Origin of the sequence: Paenibacillus sp. P2(2022) (assembly GCF_029522175.1) — a bacterium.
In the GTDB taxonomy this organism is placed as follows: domain Bacteria; phylum Bacillota; class Bacilli; order Paenibacillales; family Paenibacillaceae; genus Paenibacillus; species Paenibacillus polymyxa.
In genome coordinates this window covers 687896-706865 of record NZ_JAKWFI010000002.1, presented here as the reverse complement: position 1 = coordinate 706865, position 18970 = coordinate 687896, and the positions used below count along the sequence as shown (strand labels likewise).

20 protein-coding genes are annotated in these 18970 nt (G+C 46.8%); all 20 read right to left on the bottom strand.

Translation table 11 applies throughout. From position 1 onward, the window contains the following. Positions 1-20: 20 nt before the first annotated feature. The 20 genes from MMB75_RS10575 to fabG all read right to left on the bottom strand — a co-directional run bounded on the left by MMB75_RS10575 (position 21) and on the right by fabG (position 18944). Positions 21-404, bottom strand: coding sequence for a YraN family protein (locus MMB75_RS10575; protein WP_017427917.1), 384 nt, complete (start codon positions 402-404; stop codon positions 21-23). Next, a complete protein-coding gene (locus MMB75_RS10570) occupies positions 404-703 on the bottom strand; it encodes an EscU/YscU/HrcU family type III secretion system export apparatus switch protein (RefSeq protein ID WP_016819285.1) in 300 nt (99 codons plus the stop codon). The genes MMB75_RS10575 and MMB75_RS10570 overlap by 1 nt, the downstream gene beginning before the upstream one ends. Beyond that, positions 700-2814 carry a DNA ligase gene (locus MMB75_RS10565; protein ID WP_103042381.1) on the bottom strand — a complete coding sequence of 705 codons (2115 nt, stop codon included), beginning with the start codon at positions 2812-2814 and terminating at the stop codon, positions 700-702. The genes MMB75_RS10570 and MMB75_RS10565 overlap by 4 nt, the downstream gene beginning before the upstream one ends. A 90-nt stretch (positions 2815-2904) precedes the next feature. Beyond that, the gene (locus tag MMB75_RS10560) at positions 2905-3552 is read right to left on the bottom strand and encodes a ribonuclease HII (protein WP_080942664.1); all 648 of its coding nucleotides are present in this window, start codon (positions 3550-3552) and stop codon (positions 2905-2907) included. A 208-nt stretch (positions 3553-3760) separates the two neighbouring features. Continuing rightward, entirely contained in the window at positions 3761-4621 is an 861-nt protein-coding gene (gene ylqF, locus MMB75_RS10555; RefSeq protein ID WP_044785701.1) for a ribosome biogenesis GTPase YlqF, read from the bottom strand. An 86-nt stretch (positions 4622-4707) separates the two neighbouring features. Next, on the bottom strand, positions 4708-5334 hold the full coding sequence (gene lepB / locus MMB75_RS10550; RefSeq protein ID WP_016819281.1) for a signal peptidase I: 627 nt from the start codon (positions 5332-5334) through the stop codon (positions 4708-4710). 101 nt (positions 5335-5435) lie between these two features. Further along, a complete protein-coding gene (rplS, locus tag MMB75_RS10545) occupies positions 5436-5780 on the bottom strand; it encodes a 50S ribosomal protein L19 (RefSeq protein WP_007429998.1) in 345 nt (114 codons plus the stop codon). Positions 5781-6007: 227 nt separating this feature from the next. Further along, the gene (trmD, locus tag MMB75_RS10540; RefSeq protein WP_025364640.1) at positions 6008-6823 is read right to left on the bottom strand and encodes a tRNA (guanosine(37)-N1)-methyltransferase TrmD; all 816 of its coding nucleotides are present in this window, start codon (positions 6821-6823) and stop codon (positions 6008-6010) included. Further along, a complete protein-coding gene (gene rimM / locus MMB75_RS10535; protein WP_045243861.1) occupies positions 6823-7338 on the bottom strand; it encodes a ribosome maturation factor RimM in 516 nt (171 codons plus the stop codon). The genes trmD and rimM overlap by 1 nt, the downstream gene beginning before the upstream one ends. 97 nt (positions 7339-7435) lie before the next feature. Further along, a complete protein-coding gene (locus MMB75_RS10530) occupies positions 7436-7666 on the bottom strand; it encodes a KH domain-containing protein (RefSeq protein ID WP_013370648.1) in 231 nt (76 codons plus the stop codon). Positions 7667-7689: 23 nt separating this feature from the next. After that, on the bottom strand, positions 7690-7962 hold the full coding sequence (gene rpsP / locus MMB75_RS10525) for a 30S ribosomal protein S16 (protein WP_013370647.1): 273 nt from the start codon (positions 7960-7962) through the stop codon (positions 7690-7692). Positions 7963-8031: 69 nt separating this feature from the next. Next, entirely contained in the window at positions 8032-9408 is a 1377-nt protein-coding gene (gene ffh / locus MMB75_RS10520; RefSeq protein WP_017427912.1) for a signal recognition particle protein, read from the bottom strand. Between the two features lie 51 nt (positions 9409-9459). Next, entirely contained in the window at positions 9460-9828 is a 369-nt protein-coding gene (ylxM, locus tag MMB75_RS10515) for a YlxM family DNA-binding protein (protein WP_045243862.1), read from the bottom strand. A 166-nt stretch (positions 9829-9994) separates the two neighbouring features. Beyond that, complete coding sequence (gene trhA, locus MMB75_RS10510) at positions 9995-10645, bottom strand: PAQR family membrane homeostasis protein TrhA (protein ID WP_016819276.1); 651 nt, start codon at positions 10643-10645, stop codon at positions 9995-9997. 148 nt (positions 10646-10793) lie between these two features. Further along, positions 10794-11810: a signal recognition particle-docking protein FtsY gene (gene ftsY, locus MMB75_RS10505; RefSeq protein WP_039277112.1), complete on the bottom strand. Its 1017-nt coding sequence runs from the start codon at positions 11808-11810 to the stop codon at positions 10794-10796. A 38-nt stretch (positions 11811-11848) separates the two neighbouring features. After that, positions 11849-15418, bottom strand: coding sequence for a chromosome segregation protein SMC (gene smc / locus MMB75_RS10500; protein WP_103042380.1), 3570 nt, complete (start codon positions 15416-15418; stop codon positions 11849-11851). Positions 15419-15674: 256 nt separating this feature from the next. Beyond that, positions 15675-16373, bottom strand: a complete 699-nt coding sequence (gene rnc / locus MMB75_RS10495; protein WP_013309856.1) for a ribonuclease III — start codon at positions 16371-16373, stop codon at positions 15675-15677. Positions 16374-16385: 12 nt separating this feature from the next. After that, the gene (gene fabF / locus MMB75_RS10490; protein ID WP_016819273.1) at positions 16386-17624 is read right to left on the bottom strand and encodes a beta-ketoacyl-ACP synthase II; all 1239 of its coding nucleotides are present in this window, start codon (positions 17622-17624) and stop codon (positions 16386-16388) included. 227 nt (positions 17625-17851) lie between these two features. Then, positions 17852-18085 (bottom strand): acyl carrier protein, encoded by a 234-nt coding sequence (locus MMB75_RS10485; protein WP_007429985.1) that lies wholly within the window; start codon positions 18083-18085, stop codon positions 17852-17854. Positions 18086-18194: 109 nt separating this feature from the next. After that, complete coding sequence (gene fabG, locus MMB75_RS10480) at positions 18195-18944, bottom strand: 3-oxoacyl-[acyl-carrier-protein] reductase (RefSeq protein ID WP_017427908.1); 750 nt, start codon at positions 18942-18944, stop codon at positions 18195-18197. Positions 18945-18970 lie beyond the last annotated feature (26 nt).

Sequence of the window (18970 nt, the reverse complement as noted above, 5' to 3'; positions counted from 1 at the left end):
TCGTAAAAGTTCTTACTCTTTTAAAATGCATCTATAAAATGGTCCGTAACCACAGCCGTTTCATCAGATAATCGTACAGAAATCATATCAAAACGAATTGGAGCATCTCCAATTCCGTTCATATGCAAGTATACTGCGGCTGTTTGACGAACCTGGGTGATTTTACGCGGAGTAACTGATTCTGCTGGTGTTCCATATTTGGAGCTACTTCGGCTACGTACTTCAATAAACACGAGTATATGCTCCTGCCTGGCAATCAGATCTATTTCCCCGCTGCGGCATCGCCAATTGCGGTCTAGGATACGATAACCCAGGGTTTCTAAAAACAAAGCTGCAGCCTCTTCTCCCATTGCTCCTTTGGCTTTCCGTTGATCCTTACCTCTCGTCTTCATGTCATACCCCATCACCAGTCATCTCTTGGAGCAAGCCGATCCATTTGATAAATATAGGTTAGCACCTCTGCTACCAACTGATAGAGTTCAGCTGGGATTTGCTCGTCCAAATCAAGTTTGGACAGTACTTCAACCAGCGCAGCATCCTCCTGAACAGGAACGCCATGCTCTTTGGCTTTTTCTAAAATACTGTCCGCAATGCGGCCGCTCCCCTTGGCAACGACAATCGGCGCTTCGCTCTCACCGGGCGTATATTTAAGGGCGACCGCCTTCTTCATGGAAGGTGAAGGAGGTTCCAAGGGCTCTTTCATATTTTAAGATCGACTCCTTTGTACGGCTGAGGCACATAGCTTTGTACCTCGGAAGAGGCAGGGCTACTCTGTTCAGTCCTTACGGGCATAGGCTCGGTTCGCAACGTTAGAAGTTGGTAGCCTAGCGACTCCAGCGCGGTGCGAATGGACTCACGTCCACTGGTTAGCAGCGAAGCCGCCCAATCCTGATCATTATGAAGCTTGAGACTTACAATCCGATCTACAACCTGCACATCCACCAGCGTCGGACCAAGCCCTTTCATGTCCAAATCAAACCAAAGTCGACAGTTGGAGGCATCCAGTTCTCCGCGTTTGCCACGGCGGGACTGAATCTGGATTGTAGCTGTTTCACGACCGTCCGGTCCAATAAACGGTATAAACATATGCACTTGTGCAAAAGGCGCCGTTCGGTCTGTATTGAGCAGCAGCTGCTGGCCTGTCAGGTGCTGTACAACCTGCTGTGCCGCCTCTTTCAAAGCAGGCGGCAGGTCGTCACTGCTCATTAGCTGGAGTAGTGCCCCTTTTACGGTGTCTGCGGCCGCTGACACGGAGTCGTCTGCCGCTAATCCCGGCAGCGTCTGCGACACTCCCTCGGGCGGCTCCGTACGTGCCGCCGCCCCTTGCGCGAGCTGTGCAGTCGAGCGGTGTACCTGCTGCTCGTGCTCAGCACCGAGTAGCTTCAGCACGCGGCCTACCCACGGATCCTCCATAGGGCTGATCTTCGTGCTCGTCGCCGTAGGCTGTGAAGCGGCAGCATCTGCCGTACGCGAAGCGCCAGCCGCTGGCTGCGCTACCTCTCCCTTGGACTGATCTGGCGCAGCCGTGCTCAGTTCGGGTGGCACTGCTGCACGCAGCTCTTGCAGAAGGAGACGCAGCCGCTGGATCGGAGCCTCTAGCGTAGCAGCGCTGCCCGCCGCGGAGGGCGGCGCAGAGCCAGCTGCTGACTGTGCAGAAGGACGGTCTGCCATGACTACGTTTAAGGCAGACTTCGCCCCCGCAGGCTCTGCCGTGGCCGGAGTTGGAGCACCATCGGCATCCTTAAGCTGCGTACCTGCCGCAGTAGCTTGCTGTGGTTGCTCCACTTTAGTACGGGAGCCGTTTAATGCGTCAGCAGCGTCCGATTCAGGCGCATTTGCACCAGCGTCCAATACCACTGTCGCTCCTCGTCCGTTAACTGCTTCCGGCTCTTTTGAGGCAGTCCCGTTGGCTGCAAATGCAGTAGATCCCGCCGGAGTACCCGAATCGGTAGCCAAAACACTCGCTTCGCTCACTGTAGCAGCAAGATTGGCTGCCTGAGTCCCTTTTAACAATTCCTTGCCGCCTGTGGCTTGTTGTCCCGTTTCTGCCTGTTTTGCAGCGGCAGTGCCAGAGGGCTCCTTGGACAATGTAAGAGTTTGGCCTTCCTGTCCATCTGCAATCATCACAGAAGAAGTGCCTGTTGGACTAGCTGACGTTCGGTCAGCGCTTTTTATTGTTGCTTCCCCAACTGAACGGTCAGTGAGCGTTCCCTGCCCTTGCTGCTTTAACACCGCTTCAAGTTCTTGCTCCAACGATGACAACAGATCATTTAAAGGAGGCCCAAACATCGTTTGGCGCAATCCATTTATGCTTTCGGCTGTTAATGGGAGTCCCCGCTGAAAGGCAACTGCCGCTGCCTGTACAAATGTGCCCAATTGCACATTTCCGCTTTGCTTCGACAAGGCTTCTTGTAAAGAAGCCGCATTTGATGTCAACGGCACACCATTCTTTTGCATTGCCTGTATAAGCTCTCTGTTCTGAGCTGTATCCGGCAGTCCCACCGATTCCAATACATCTGTCAGCGCTACGGTTTGCTGTGGCATATTGGCAGCATCATTCAGAGGCTTAAGCACAGTCATTCCACTGGAAGAAGCCGGCTGTACCTGAAACGTTGCAGTCTGTCCAGGTTGAAGAGGGGTCTCCAGCTTTGCCCTAACCTGAGAACCCTGTATTTGCAACACTGCCTCGTCGCCGTCCTCAGACACCTTTAACACGACTCCTCTTACGACCTGGCCTGGCTGCATATCAAGTTTTTTCGCCTCTCCCGCCTTCACATCTCCAAGTAATCCACGGAATACAGATCCGATGTTCATATCGCCCCTCCCCTCGCTCTTCCCCTATCAAAGGGGCCTGTAATATTAGATATATTTTATATCGGTATTGTCCTGATTCATAATAAGTACCTACAGATCAAACAACGTCGGTTGCTCGGTCAACAAATTGCCCAGAAAGCTGCGTCTATGCATTTCTGTAGGCCCTAGCGCCAAAATTTGTTCTCTATGCAACTTGGTAGCATAACCTTTATGTATACCAATCCCATATTCCGGATATTTCGCATCCCATTCACCTTTGCATAGCCGATCACGGGTCACCTTGGCAATGATAGAAGCTGCTGCAATAGACTGACTGTTCGCATCCCCCTTAATGATGGATAGCTGAGGAATAGGCACATCTAGCTTTTCTGCATCCACAAGTAAATAATCGGGAGACACATGCAAAGCCTCAATAGCCTTTTTCATAGCTAAACGAGCCGCTTGTTTAATATTGATATCATCAATCATCCGCGCGTCTACATGACCAATTCCTACAGCGATTGCCTTCTCCATAATCAGTTCGTAGTAGGCTTCTCTTTTCTTGTCAGTCAATTTTTTGGAATCGTCTACACCCTCCAATAACTCACCTACTGGCAGAATGACTGCTGCCGCCACAACATCTCCAAACAGACATCCACGCCCCACCTCGTCAATACCTGCAATCCGCTCACAAGATTGCTCCCAGCATTTTTTTTCATAGTGTAGCATGTCCTTTACTGCATTCTCTTTAGCTTCCATATTCAATACCTGCCCATCTTTACGTAGTTTAAGCTTCACTCATGCCGTAGCTCTAGCGATTGAATTCAGCTTACCACAGACCTCTACCGTTCAAAACCCTTTTCTATCTACCTTTACATACCAAAAAACCTTCCTCCTCTCCGGAGAGATGAGGAAGGTTCTTCCTTGCCACAAAATGCAATCTTCTGTATCGGGTGTATTAGGATTATCAGTATGGTGCTTCTAAACTGAATCGTCCCAGCTTGCCTGCACGCAGCTCACGCAAAATAATTTTTGACGCCTTTTCGAGATCTACACGCCCGCCACTCACAATACAGCCACGTTTACGTCCGATAGCCTCCATAACGCTCACCACATCATCTGGATTTTCTGTATCCTCAGGACGTTCGGTAAGCTCAAAACGCTCTGCCATGGTATCCCAATAATATTGGACAAAATATTTTGTCGCGAAAAAGGCAATGTCCTCTACATTTAGAATTTCTTCCTTGATCGCGCCTGTAACTGCCAGACGATAGCCGACGTTCTGATCCTCAAATTTAGGCCACAAAATACCTGGTGTATCCAACAACTCAATTTCACCGGTCTTGATCCACTGTTGCGCCTTCGTTACTCCTGGACGATCGCCTGTAGCTGCAATATTACGTCCTGCCATTCGGTTGATCAATGTCGATTTGCCGACATTTGGAATTCCGACAATCAAAGCACGTATAGGACGCGGATTCATTCCCTTCGAAATCTGCCGGTCTATTTTTTCCTTAAGTAACAGCTTGGCCTGAACCGGAATTTCTTTAAGCCCCGTCCCTGTCGTGGCGTCCACCGGAAAGGCCACATGCCCCTGCTTCTTAAAGTAGGCAATCCATTGCTGTGATACTACAGGGTCCGCCAAATCTGCCTTGTTCAAAATAATCATTCGCGGCTTGCCTTGCAAAATATCATCAATCATCGGATTTCGGCTGGAAAGCGGCAACCGAGCATCAATCAGCTCAATAACCAAATCAATCAGCTTTAATTTTGCTTCAATTTGGCGGCGCGCTCTGGTCATGTGACCAGGAAACCATTGAATCGTCACCGTCATCACCCCATTGAGCGTAACCCTACATTTACCCTTAGGCTCCTAGTTAGGGTTACGGCAGCTATGCTGCTTATTAGTTATTTCTAGTGGTTAATCCACTGCATATCTTTCACCGGCCAAAAAATGACATCAGCCCGGCCAACGACTTCCTTCAAATCAATGTATCCAATCATCCGGCTATCTGTACTATTGGAACGGTTATCGCCCATAACAAAAATATGCCCTTCTGGCACTTTTCCATCCTTAAATTTCTCATTTGGAAAATTGGTAAACTTGTTGTAAAGCTCGCCATTTTGATGTGCTTCTTCCAAAGAAGTCTTGAGATAAGGTTCTTGAATCGGCTTACCATTTACTGTAATCGTGTCACCTTCTACTTTGACCGTATCACCCGCAACGGCGATGACGCGCTTGATGAAGTCTCTTTTTTCTTCCGGGACATGGAACACAATTACTTCACCCGGTTTAGGAGCACGAAAATCATACAAAATCTCATTTACAATGACGCGTTCTCCGGTATGAAAGTTAGGCTGCATCGACGGGCCATCCACAATAAAAGGCTTAAAGAGAAGCCAGCGGATTAAAAAGACAAGCACTAACGCAATAATGATTGCCTTGAGCCACTCAAAAATCTCATTTTTTGGTTTACGCTTGGGCGTACCATCCTGATCAGTTGGCTGCTGTACAGCTCCTTGTCCTACTTCTTGTTCCATAGCTCACTGTCCTCTCTTTACGGTCAATAATCCACAGTTCCCTATGTACGTAGAAAAAACGAAAGGAGCTTGTAACCAAGCCCCTTTCGTTATTCGTTGTATTAACGACGAATTTCTTTAATTCTCGCTGCTTTACCGCGCAGTTCACGAAGATAATAAAGCTTCGCACGACGCACTTTACCACGGCGAGCCACTTCGATTTTATCGATTTTTGGGGAATGAAGCGGGAAAGTTCTTTCCACACCTACACCGTAAGAAATTTTACGAACTGTAAAAGTCTCACTGATTCCACCACCACGGCGTTTAATTACTACACCTTCAAACAACTGGATACGCTCACGAGTTCCCTCGATAACTTTCACGTGCACTTTCAAAGTGTCACCAGGACGAAAGTTAGGCAAATCTTTACGCAGTTGTTCTTCAGTAATCGCTTGGACGATATTCATCTATGACTCCCTCCTTCCGTACAGGTGTTCATGTTTCTTCTGGAAACTCTTCCGTTTCCTTCATCATCCACAGAGGACCACCGTATTACACACAACAGATGTATTGTATCATGGAGGTTACCGCATTGCAACAACAAAAAGGGATTTGACCAAACATTATTTAATTGACTTCATTATAAAACAGGTCACCGCCTGCTTTCAAATCCACTCATGTTAATAGTGCTTTATCACTTGTCCCCCGAACGGTCCGATTGGTGCTGCTCCTCAATCCACGCGCGCTCCTTGCTTGTCAGTTCAGCCTGTTCCAGCAAGTCCGGTCGACGTTCCATCGTCCGACGTAACGCCTCTTGTCGTCTCCAAGAGTCAATATTGACATGATGCCCTGATAAGAGTACATCTGGCACTTTCCAGCCCCGAAACTCAGCAGGCCGAGTATAATGGGGGTATTCCAACAGCCCTGTACTAAACGAATCTGTTACCGCACTCGTTTCATTACCTAGTACTCCTGGTAACAACCGTGTCACACTATCGATGACGACCATGGCTGGCAACTCGCCACCAGTCAATACATAATCTCCGATCGAAAGCTCATCCGTCACCAAATGCTCTCGAATACGCTCATCATAACCCTCATAATGTCCACATATAAAAATAAGATGGTCCTCTTTGGCCAGCTCTTCCGCTTTTTTTTGCGTAAAAGTCTCCCCTTGTGGACACATCAAAATAATACGCGGAGTTTTTATGTCTGCGTTATGTTCGGCATCTTCATGTCGAATACCTTCAACGGCAGTTTCAAATGTGGTTTGCTCTGATTTATCCAACAGCTCTTCCACGGCAGCAAAAATAGGGTCAGGCTTCAAAACCATGCCGCCCCCACCACCATAGGGGGTATCATCCACTTGCCCATGCTTGTTACCGGCATACTGGCGAAAATTAACCGCTTGCAGTGATACAATCCCCTTATCCCTTGCTTTTCCCAGAATGCTTGCATTAAAAACTCCATCAAACATCTCTGGAAACAGGGTCAATACATCCACCCGCATTACAGCAGACCTTCCATTAACCGTACTGTAACCCGTTTTTCACGCACATTTACATCCAAAATAACATCCTCTATATACGGCAATAGCAGTTCTTTACCTTTAGGCATTTGGACTACCCATACATCATTGGCTCCCGGTGTCAAAATTTCTTTTACCACACCGAGCTCAGCTCCGTCTTCCGTTACTACTTCCATACCAACTACTTCATGAAAATAGAACTCGTTTTCTTCCAATTCCCCTAGCCGCTCAGCAGAGACCTTTAACAAAGTACCTTTATATTTTTCAACATCATTGATGTTGTGATATTCCTTAAATTTCACGATAACCATATTTTTTTGAAAACGCGCTGTTTCGACAGTTACAGGAATCGGTGCTTTACCATCAGCAGGAACAATCAATAGCTCGCTGCCCTTGGCAAAACGATCCTCAAGAAAATCACTTGTCGTTAGTATTTTTAGCTCGCCGCGAATTCCATGTGTATTCACAATTTTCCCGACATTAAACATTTGCTGCATCGTGTTCCTCCTGCATGTGATCGGTTCCGCTCCATATCATCTTCATCATGTACGAAAAAGGGTTAGGACATACATCCTAACCCACTTTCGTATATCTTTAAGATATGATGTCTACGGTAACCCGTTTATCCATCTTAACGGCTGCTGATGCAACCACAGTGCGAAGCGCCTTGGCGATACGTCCCTGCTTGCCAATGATCTTGCCCACATCCTCAGGATGTACACTAAGCTCATACACTACAAGTCGATCCTTCTCCAAGGTCTTCACGGTCACATCATCCGGATGATCGACTAAAGCCTTAGCAATGATTATCACTAATTCTTCCATGGTTGACCCTCCGTATCAGCACCTTATTTCTGTGTTTTAAGCTCATGAAACTTTTTCAACACGCCCGCTTTGCTAAGCAAGTTGCGAACAGTGTCGGATGCTTGTGCACCATCTTGCAACCATTTCAGCGCTTTATCTTCATCAATTTTTACAACCGCTGGTACTGTAATAGGGTTGTAGTAACCGATTTCTTCGATAAAACGACCGTCACGCGGGGAACGAGAATCAGATACCACGACGCGATAGAAAGGAGCTTTATGTGCACCCATACGTTTCAGACGAATACGAACTGCCACGAAAATTCACCTCCTTCAAAAAGTAGACTGTATATTGCTATCCCATAACTCCAAAGGCCTATCGACCTTTTAACGGAAAGGAAACTTCATACCTTTGCCCATACTCTTCAGCTGCTTCAGAGCCTTGTTTTTGCCACCCTTAGGTCCCATCATATCTGAGAACTGCTTCATCATACGGCGCATTTCGTCAAATTGCTTAATGAGACGATTTACCTCAGCCAGCGATGTTCCACTGCCTACAGCAATCCGCTTGCGACGGCTATGATTAATCATGTCCGGGTTTTGCTTTTCCTGTGTAGTCATCGAATGAACGATAGCCTCAATCCGGCCCATCTGTTTGTCATCCACTTTGATGTCTTTCATTTGCTTCATGTTGCCCATACCAGGAATCATATCGAGAATCTGGTCGATCGGGCCAAGCTTCTTAACCTGATCCATTTGCTCCAGAAAATCCTCGAAAGTAAACTCGGCATTGCGCATTTTCCGTTCCATTTCCTTCGCCTTATCAGCGTCGATGTTGGACTGCGCTTTTTCAATCAGGGACAACATGTCACCCATGCCTAAAATCCGTGAAGCCATTCGCTCAGGGTGAAACGGCTCCATCGCATCCAGCTTTTCACCCAATGTAGCAAACTTGATCGGGCATCCCGTCACAGCTTTAACCGACAAGGCCGCGCCACCACGAGTGTCGCCATCCAGCTTTGTCAGTACAACTCCCGTTAACTCAAGGCTATTGTTAAAGTGCTCCGCAACGTTAACTGCGTCCTGTCCTGTCATGCTATCTACAACCAGCAGAACTTCATCCGGTTTGACATTAGTATGGATCTGACGCAACTCTTCCATGAGTTCTTCATCAACATGAAGACGACCGGCAGTATCTATAATAACGTAGTCATTACCATTATCCTTAGCATGCTGCATACCCTGTTTTGCGATTTCCACCGGGCTTGTCTGGTCTCCCAATGTAAATACAGGTGCATTAATCTGCTCACCGAGAATCTGAAGCTGCTTGATCGCGGCAGGTCTATAAATATCACCAGCTACAAGCAATGGACGATGGTTTTGCTTTTGCAGCAACTTCGCCAGCTTACCTGACGTCGTCGTCTTACCTGCGCCCTGGAGACCCACCATCATGATGACTGTAGGCGGTTTGTTTGCTTTGGCAAGCTTGGCCTGACTTCCACCCATCAACTCGGTCAATTCCTTGTTTACGATGTCGATAATGACCATACCTGGCGTAAAGCTGTCCATCACTTCCTTACCAACGGATTTCTCCTTTACCTTGGCAATAAAGTCCTTTACAACCTTGAAGTTAACGTCCGCTTCAAGCAAAGCCAATCGCACTTCACGCATTGCCTGAGCCACATCATCCTCAGACACCTTTCCTTTGCCGCGCAATTTACTGAATACATTTTGCAAGCGAGTCGATAATCCTTCAAATGCCATACTTTCGCACCTCCTTGTCTACCAGGGTTGTTAGTTCTTCATTTATATATCCTACAATTCCTGCAGGCGATTTACAATTTGTTGGACATGTTGCAATGTCCCCTCATCAGGCTTACCAACTTTACCGAATGCATCATGTAGCGTCACATTCAGCTCCTCTAAATCTTGGAGTCTACGTTCATGCTTACTTAGCAATCCAAGCTTTTCCTCATACATTTCTAATACCTGTTCAGCACGTTTAATATGTTCATAGACTGCCTGACGGCTAATTTGGAATTCCGATGCAATTTCCCCTAAAGAAAAATCATCATGGAAGTAATATTTTAAAAACATCTGTTGCTTCTCTGTAAGTAGAGGTTCATAGAAGTCAAACAGTCGGTTAATCCGGTTTGTCTTTTCCAGCCGATTCTCCTGACTCATCGTGTATACCTCCATCGTCAAGGAAAAACACTTTACAGTTCTTTTCAACGTTCCTTATCATACATAAAAGAAAAGAAGATGTCAAGCGTTATCCCTTGTCATATAAAAAAAAGCCGATCCGCTACCCTTAAACGGGAAAACAGATCGACTTTTTTGTCCCTCTCACTCACACTCTTACCGGAGTAAGATACAGCAGAATAGCCAGAAAATGAAGTATGCTGCCTGCTAAAACAAACAGATGCCAGATCGCATGGTGATATGGAAATGCTCGCCACACATAAAAAATCGTGCCCAGTGTATACATAAGACCACCTACGAACAATAGCGTCATCCCTCCGGCGGGAACAATGGCCATCAGGGGATTCCAGGCAATGGTAATAAGCCAGCCCATTATAATGTAAAACACAGTAGACATAAACAGGAAGCGTTTGGTGAAGAACGCCTTGAACAGTACACCAAACAAAGCGATCCCCCAAATCACTCCAAACAGCGTCCATCCCAGAGTACCTCGCAATGCAACGAGCATAAAAGGGGTGTAGCTACCTGCAATGAACAGGTAAATACAAGAATGATCGAATATTTCGAACAAATCCTTCAATTTTCCTTCACGCAGGCTATGAAGCAACGTGGAATTGGTATACAGCAACAGCATTGTAATTCCGTAAATTGTAAAGCTTACGACATGCCAAGCAGTTCCTTTCATGCTAGCAAAAACAATGAGCAGCACAAGCGCCGCCACACTTAAAACGGCTCCAATACCATGTGTAATCGCGTTAGCTACTTCTTCCCGTCGGGAATAAGTATAGGTGTTTGCCATCGTTTTTTCACCCGGCTTCCTGAGTAATATTTTTTTACAAGAATTTATCCGGCATCGTCAAACCTTTTGCTTTCATTATACAGTTGGGCGGGCTTAAGCAGCAACAGGAGCACTGCTTAGTACTTATAAGCAAGCCTAATCAAACGGATTAGTTCTGCTCTTCCTCGCCAGCAGCAGTTGCTTCGACAGCCTCTTCTTGGATCAAACCGGCGAACAAGGCATGAACGAATTGTTCTGAATCAAACGGTTGAAGATCATTCACTTTTTCACCTAAGCCTACCAGCTTAACAGGCAAATTCAATTCCTGACGGATGGCCACAACAATCCCACCCTTTGCTGTACCATCCAATTTTGTCAGTACCAGACCGGTTACGCCGCTCTTCTCACCAAATAGCTTGGCTTGGTTAAGTGCATTTTGTCCAGTCGTCGCATCAAGTACCAACAAAACTTCATGAGGTGCGTCTGGAATTTCACGCTGGATAACGCGGAATATTTTGTTCAATTCCTCCATCAGATTGCTTTTATTCTGAAGACGTCCTGCTGTATCGCACAACAAAACATCTACTTGACGCTGCTTGGCAGCCTGTACGGCATCAAACATAACCGCAGCTGGATCAGAACCAGATTGTTGTTTAATAACCTCTACTCCTGCCCGCTGACCCCAAACCTCCAACTGTTCAATCGCCCCCGCTCGGAACGTATCTCCAGCGGCTAACAATACTTTTTTGCCCTCTTGTTTAAAACGGTGAGCCAACTTGCCAATGGTCGTTGTTTTGCCGACTCCATTAACGCCTACGAATAGAATGACTGTAATCCCGTCTGGATTCATTTTGAGCTGACTATTGTCATTGCCCCGCAGCAACTCAGACAGCTTTTCCGACAGTACAGGCTGTAACTCGGATGCATCCTCGATTTTGCGTTTTTTCACTTCTCCCCGCAAGTCTTCAATGAGGTTCATAACCGTATTGACGCCTACGTCCGCTCCGATCAGAATTTCTTCCAGTTCCTCATAAAATTCCTCATCAATTTTTTTACGGCGAATCATCAGGTCCGTTACTTTTTCAACAAAACCTTTACGTGTCTTTTCCAAGCCATCTTTGAACTGCTTTGTGACCGATTCCGTTTTGCTTGCGATGCTTTCCTTCAATTTTCTAAAGAAACTCATGGATTCCCTCCGTTGATCTGAAAGTATGTTATTTGATGTCAGGCAATCTCAGCTTCATCGTTGTCCAGCTTGACAGATACGAGTTTAGAAACCCCGCCTTCTTCCATTGTCACCCCGTACAGCACATCGGATTCTTCCATGGTGCCCTTACGGTGTGTAACTACGATAAACTGTGTCTGCTCTGAGAATTCCCGTAAATACTGAGCAAAACGCACCACATTTGCTTCGTCTAATGCTGCCTCTACTTCATCAAGTACACAGAATGGAACAGGTTTAACGTGTAAAATGGCAAATAATAAAGCCATTGCTGTTAGAGCCCGTTCACCGCCTGACAACAACTGCAGGTTTTGAAGTTTTTTGCCTGGAGGCTGAGCTACAATGTCAATACCCGTCTCCAGCAATCGTTCTGGATCAAGCAACACAAGGTCTGCACGTCCGCCTCCGAATAGCTTGGAAAAAACCGTTCCAAATTCACGACGAATCGCATCGAACGTGGTCTTGAAGCGTTTGGACATTTCATCATCCATTTCACGAATAACCTGGTAGAGCGTTGTCTTGGCCTCTACCAAATCAGACTTTTGCTCATCCAGAAACGTATAACGCTCGTGTACACGCTGGTATTCCTCAATAGCACCCAGATTGACCTCACCCAGCGCAGAGATCCCGCGTTTGAGCCTTTCCACCTCACTCTGCGTACCTTCAATATCTTCCGGTATAGGGTAACGCTGCTTGGCCAGCTCATAGCTGAGTTCATAATCATCACTTAATTTTTTCAAAACATTTTCCAGTTCCACATCAAGTCGGTTTACTCCAATTTCTGTTTGGCGAAGCAGTTCCTCCACCGACTTAAGCTGAATTCGCTGTTCTTTTGTATCATTCTCAGCAGCTTCCAGTTTTTTGGATAAGCTGCTACGTGCAGCCCGTTTGAACTCCAATTGCTCTGCAGATTCTTCCTTTTTCAAACGGTATTGATTGAGATTTTCAATCTGTTTTACGGTCTCCTGCTCATTGGTGAGCAAATCCGCTTCAATGGAAGCAAGCAAGGTCTTGTTTTGTCTTGAATCCTTACCAAGGGTATCATAATCCCCACGCAATCTGCGAATCTGCTCTTCCAATGAAAAACGCTCTTGGTCCAGCTTGCCTTCTCTTACCTTGAGATTCGTAAGCTCTCCCTGCAGCTGCTCTTTGGCTGATTCATTCGCTTTACGCGCAAATTCGGCAGCGTGAATGGCCTGATGCGTTTTCTTCTCTTCTTCCTCCAGCGCAGCCAACTTTACCAGTGCTTCTGCACGGGAAGCTTCCAGCTCCTTGATTTCCTGGTCAAAGCCCTTTTTCTCCTGACCAGACGCAGCTACCTGCTCCAGTACATGACGAAGTTCATGCTCGAGTTGTTTGAGCTCCATTGCCATCTGCTGCTCTTCGGTCCGCTTCACATCGCCACCCTGGCGCAGTTCGTCCAGACGGGTCTGTGTCTCCTCCAACTGCCGTTTGGTATCTATTGCACTCTGACGCAATCTTGCAATTTGCTGTTCCGTATCTAGAATGTCTTGATCTAACTGATCCAGCTGACGTTTACGGCCTAGCAGATTAGCATTTTTCTTGAACTGGCTCCCCCCAGTCATGGAACCACCTGCATTGACAACATCGCCTTCCAGCGTGACAACACGATATCTATATTGGCAACGGGCCGCAATGCGATTGGCATCTTCCAACGTACGAGCAATGACCACATTCCCCAAGAGACTGCCTACGATTCCGGCATATCGATCATCGTACTGAATAAGATCTGCACCGATCCCGACAAAGCCTTCTGCGCTTTCCACAATCTGGCGTTCCCCCGCACCGATCTGACGCGGACGGATAACATCCATAGGCAAGAATGTCGCTCTGCCCAGTTGACGTTGCTTTAGAAAACTGATCGCCTGTCTGGATACCGATTCATTTTTCATCACAATATGCTGAACTGAAGCGCCCAAAGCGGTTTCCATCGCCTGCTCTAAATGCTCAGGTACTCGAATCAGCTCCGCTACCGCTCCATGCACACCGTGCAAAGTACCCTTGCGTGAAGCCTTTAACACCTCTTTAACTCCGAGCATGAAGCCGTCAAAGTCATCCTGCATTTCTTTCATTGTATCTCGTCGTGAAATTTGGGCCTCTCGTTTTTGTTCCCATTTACGAACCGTACCCTGGTTTTCTTCCAGTAGTTTTTGCAGGGCCTGGTATTGTTCACTTCCCTGAATATAGCCACTGCGCAAACTGCTAATTTCCTGTCCCAGCTTCTGAATCGCTGCTTCCAATCCTTTTTTTCGCTGTTCAAGCTCAGCTTTCTGGGCTTCCCATTTGCCGGATTCATCACTCACGCGATTCACTCGGCGTTCCAACGCTTCCCTCTGTTGGTCGGTATAACGAATTTCGTTACGCGCCTGCGCCATCTGATTCATCAGCTCCAGCAGACCACCCTTAAGGCTCTCCTCTTGCTCCTGGCTGATTCCACCTGTGACGCCAATCAGTTTGGCTTCTTCGTCAGACAGTCGCGCACGCAACTCGTCCAACTCTACATTCAGCGTTGACAGCTTTTCATTTAGTTGATCCAGTTCGCTTTTGCGTTCGGAATGCCGTGATTCGCTTGTGCTGAGGGATAAGATCAATTGTTCCCGATTGGCCTCCAAATTGCGTGTGCGCTCTTTGAGCAATTCACCGTAGCCTTCACTTTTTTCCGTAGCTTCACTGTATTGCAGCAGATCCTTTTGCAGACGTTCTACTTGCTCTTCCAGTTGCCGTAATTCATTGCGGTCGTTTTCCAACATTGCATCATGGCGGGACACCACTGTAGACAATTGAAGTTGCTCCTGTTGCAACAAAGCTAGTTTGGAAGTTGCTTCGCTCCATGAAGAGTGAATTTGTTCAATTTGATGGACGTACATCGAAATTTCTTTTGATTTTAATTCACTGCGCAGCTCTTTATAATGAATCGCCTTTTCAGACTGTTCCTTAAGAGGTCCAATCTGATCCTCCAGTTCACTGACCAAATCGTGAATACGCAGCAAATTTTGCTCTGTTTCATCCAGCTTGCGAACCGCATCTTTTTTACGTGATTTATATTTTACAATACCCGAGGCTTCCTCAAAAATCCCCCGTCGATCCTCAGATCGGGTACTCAGAATTTCTTCAATACGTCCTTGCCCAATAATCGAATAAGCTTCTTTACCAATCCCTGTATCCATAAACAGCTCTGTAATATCTCGAAGTCTGCATGATTGACGATTAATGAAATATTCACTATCCCCACTCCGATGCACACGTCGCGTTACCGTCACTTCACCAAAATCCAGAGGCAACGCCTGATCTTCATTATCCAGCGTAAGCGATACTTCACCGTAATTAACAGCCTTACGAGCGTCACTACCTGCAAAGATAATGTCCTCCATCTTGCCGCCACGCAGTGATTTGGCACTCTGTTCGCCCAGCACCCAACGAATTCCGTCGGAAATATTACTTTTCCCGCTCCCATTGGGTCCGACGACTGCCGTAATGCCGCGGACAAATTCCATTTCCGTTTTATCTGCAAACGATTTGAAGCCCGCCAGCTCAATGCGCTTTAAAAACATCCTCAATCTCACCTCTAACATTCAAATATGCTTGTACAACACCATTGACCTGATTGATATGAATTATCCCTATTGTAGCATAAGACTAATGTGGAAAAAGCACAGTATCGACGCTCACGTTATAGCAGTAAAGCCACGAAAAAAGAGCAAAACGCAGTCCATTCGCCATTACGGGCCGGGACTCCCCGCGGACTGCCCTTTGCTCTTACTTTGTGTCCTCTGCTTGCGTCACCCGTTCGGGTCGCTCAGGTACCGATTACGATTCCGCCAGCTTCAAACGGTTTAAAGCAACTGCCGCCGCTTGCTGCTCAGCTTCTTTTTTAGAGCGTCCTGTACCTGCTCCCAGCCGTTCACTGTCCATATATACCTCGGCTACAAACTCGCGCTCATGGGCAGGTCCGCGTTCCTCGACAATCTTGTATTCAAGCATCCCCATGTTATGATGCTGTGTCAGTTCCTGAAGCTCTGTTTTGAAATCACTCATCTGAAGCTTACCGTTTAATACAATTTGAGGAAAAATATAACGTTCTAGAAACGACCGGACGGCTTCCAGACCCTGATCCAAATAAAGCGCGCCTACGAACGCCTCGAACACATCAGCCAACAGAGCAGGACGAGTACGTCCGCCTGTCAGCTCTTCACCTTTTCCAAGCAGTACATACTGCCCGAACTCAAGCCCGACAGCAAACTTCACCAAAGAAGGCTCACAGACAATAGCTGCACGCAACTTGGTTAGTTCGCCTTCGGGCCGGTTAGGGTACTGATTGTACAATTGCTCGGACACCGTCAGCTCCAGAACAGCGTCACCCAGAAATTCCAGACGCTCATTATCTGCATGCTGACTGAACCGATGTTCGTTTACGTAGGAAGCGTGCGTAAAGGCCTGCTTCAGAAGCTGCCGATTGTTGAATTGAATATGAAGTTTCTGCTGTAATTGCTTCAAGTCTCCACTCAACGAACTGACCCCTTACGCTTCATATTTTTTTAGAATAACCGTAGCATTGTGACCGCCAAAACCAAAGGAATTGGACATAACCACATTCAGTTCCGCTTTTCTCGGCTCATTAGGTACATAATCAAGATCACAAGCCGGGTCTTGATTATCCAAATTAATTGTTGGCGGAATCGTCTGATGTTGAAGCGCAAGACCACAGATTACAGCTTCAACACCTCCCGCTGCACCCAGTAAATGCCCTGTCATCGACTTGGTTGAGCTGATCGCTACCTTATAGGCATGCTCTCCAAGCGTTTTCTTGACTGCTTCTGTTTCCGACTTGTCACCAACCGGTGTAGATGTACCGTGCGCATTGATATAATCGATATCTTCAGGATTCAACCCAGCATCACGGATCGCCATTCTAATGCAGCGTGCTGCTCCCTCTGGATCAGGCTCTGTCATATGATGGGCATCACCAGAAAGACCGTAGCCAATCACTTCGCCGTAAATATGTGCACCACGCTTCAAGGCATGATCCAACGATTCCAGAATCAGAACACCAGAGCCTTCGCCCATAACAAACCCGTCTCTTTCGGTGTCAAATGGACGACTTGCCTTTTCCGGCTCATCGTTACGTGTGGACATCGCTCGCATGGAGCAAAATCCAGCAATACCAATCGGGCGAATCGTCGCTTCGGCACCGCCGCAAATCATAGCGTCAGCGTCACCACGCTGAATCATGCGGAAGGAATCACCAATGGCATGACTACCTGTGGCACAAGCCGTAACTGGCGATGTATTGGGGCCCTTAGCTCCGAGTGAAATCGAAACTTGACCGGAACCCATATTAGCAATCATCATCGGGATGAAGAAAGGGCTTACGCGTTTAGGTCCCTTTTCGATCAATGCATTATGCTGATCTTCCCAAGTACCCAATCCGCCAATGCCAGAACCGACAGATACACCAACACGCTCGGCATCCACATTCTCTCCGATTACGAGCTTACTGTCCTCAAGTGCCAATTTACTAGCAGCAACCGCAAACTGCACAAAGCGGTCCATTTTGCGTGCATCCTTACGATCGATATAATCCTCTGGATTAAAATCTTTAATGGAAGCGGCTATTTTTGTAGTGTACTCACTTGTATCGAAAGCTTCGATTTTACTGATACCAGATTTACCAGCCATCAGATTATCCCATAGTGTGTTCAAATCCTGTCCCAGCGAAGTGATTACACCCATTCCTGTTATGACAACACGTTGTTTCAAAGATAATCACCTCTATGTCTACTGCAAATTGTATTTTTAGATCGCACACGCTTGTGTACAAAAATAATATAGAATCAACTAAAGTTAGTAATGCCGCATTATACTCAGCCGTTGACGAAGTGAAACTAAGCAAATTCAAAAACACACGACAATTCCGTCTTTAGTTCAATCTGTATAATTAGGAGAAAGTCCCGCCTGTAACAGAACGGGACTTTTGATGACATGAATTAGGTATGAGATTGTATGTACTTCACAACTTCACCTACAGTTGTAATTTTCTCTGCATCTTCATCAGAGATTTCCATATCAAACTCATCTTCCAATTCCATAACCAATTCAACTACATCGAGAGAATCAGCGCCTAAATCATCTTTAAAAGATGCTTCAAGTGTAACTTCGGCTTCGTCGGCTCCCAAACGGTCAACGACAATGCGTTTTACGCGCTCCAATACATCGGACATCCGGCTCACCTCCTCCTTATGGTATTATACGAAAATTACAATTAAAATGCCATAGAAGAGAGTTTTCATTAACTACTCTCCATCGGGGCATGCGGATTGGCAACATGAACTACATATACATGCCGCCATCCACATGCAAAGTCTGGCCCGTCATATATGAGGAAGCATCCGAGGCCAAGAATAGCACCACATCTGCAATTTCCTCAGGCCGTCCAAGACGGGCCAGCGGAATACCGCTAAGCATATTGTCACGCAAATCATCAGCCAGCACCTGCGTCATTTCAGTATCAATGAATCCAGGAGCCACACAGTTGACTGTAATTCCTCTTGAGGCAAGCTCTCTAGCAGAGGATTTAGTAAGACCAATCACTCCCGCTTTAGCAGCAACATAGTTGGCTTGTCCTGCGTTACCAAGTACACCAACAACGGAAGAGATATTGATAATTCGGCCGGAACGCTGCTTCATCATTGGGCGTGTCGCCGCTTTGAGACAATTAAACACACCCTTGAGATTCGTTTCGATCACCTGATCGAATTCCTCTTCTTTCATCCGCATGATTAAATTATCTCTTGTTATGCCAGCATTATTCACCAGGATATCAATCTTGCCCCAAGCGCCGACCACATCCTTGATCAGCTGATCAGCTTCTTCAGCACGTCCCACATTAGCCTGAACTGTAATAGCTTCCACACCTTTGGCACGAATCAGCTCTGCTACCTCAGTCGCAGCAGCTTCACTACCAGCATAGTTAACTGCAACATTAGCGCCTGCTTCAGCCAGCGCCAGTGCGATACTACGGCCAATTCCGCGCGATGCTCCCGTAACCAGCGCTGTTTTTCCACTTAATGGCTTAGACATCATTATCCTCCCTTGCAAGTATTTAA

Coding starts and splice junctions, on each gene's coding strand:
- ylxM (WP_045243862.1), bottom strand. CDS start 9,828: ATGAGTCAGGAGAATCGGCTGGAAAAGACAAACCGGATTAACCGACTG.
- MMB75_RS10570 (WP_016819285.1), bottom strand. CDS start 703: ATGAAAGAGCCCTTGGAACCTCCTTCACCTTCCATGAAGAAGGCGGTC.
- rplS (WP_007429998.1), bottom strand. CDS start 5,780: ATGAATATCGTCCAAGCGATTACTGAAGAACAACTGCGTAAAGATTTG.
- MMB75_RS10485 (WP_007429985.1), bottom strand. CDS start 18,085: ATGTCCGATGTATTGGAGCGCGTAAAACGCATTGTCGTTGACCGTTTG.
- rimM (WP_045243861.1), bottom strand. CDS start 7,338: ATGCAGCAAATGTTTAATGTCGGGAAAATTGTGAATACACATGGAATT.
- MMB75_RS10560 (WP_080942664.1), bottom strand. CDS start 3,552: ATGGAAGCTAAAGAGAATGCAGTAAAGGACATGCTACACTATGAAAAA.
- MMB75_RS10575 (WP_017427917.1), bottom strand. CDS start 404: ATGGGGTATGACATGAAGACGAGAGGTAAGGATCAACGGAAAGCCAAA.
- ffh (WP_017427912.1), bottom strand. CDS start 9,408: ATGGCATTTGAAGGATTATCGACTCGCTTGCAAAATGTATTCAGTAAA.
- lepB (WP_016819281.1), bottom strand. CDS start 5,334: ATGGAACAAGAAGTAGGACAAGGAGCTGTACAGCAGCCAACTGATCAG.
- trhA (WP_016819276.1), bottom strand. CDS start 10,645: ATGGCAAACACCTATACTTATTCCCGACGGGAAGAAGTAGCTAACGCG.
- smc (WP_103042380.1), bottom strand. CDS start 15,418: ATGTTTTTAAAGCGCATTGAGCTGGCGGGCTTCAAATCGTTTGCAGAT.
- fabG (WP_017427908.1), bottom strand. CDS start 18,944: ATGTCTAAGCCATTAAGTGGAAAAACAGCGCTGGTTACGGGAGCATCG.
- MMB75_RS10530 (WP_013370648.1), bottom strand. CDS start 7,666: ATGGAAGAATTAGTGATAATCATTGCTAAGGCTTTAGTCGATCATCCG.
- trmD (WP_025364640.1), bottom strand. CDS start 6,823: ATGCGGGTGGATGTATTGACCCTGTTTCCAGAGATGTTTGATGGAGTT.
- MMB75_RS10565 (WP_103042381.1), bottom strand. CDS start 2,814: ATGAACATCGGATCTGTATTCCGTGGATTACTTGGAGATGTGAAGGCG.
- ftsY (WP_039277112.1), bottom strand. CDS start 11,810: ATGAGTTTCTTTAGAAAATTGAAGGAAAGCATCGCAAGCAAAACGGAA.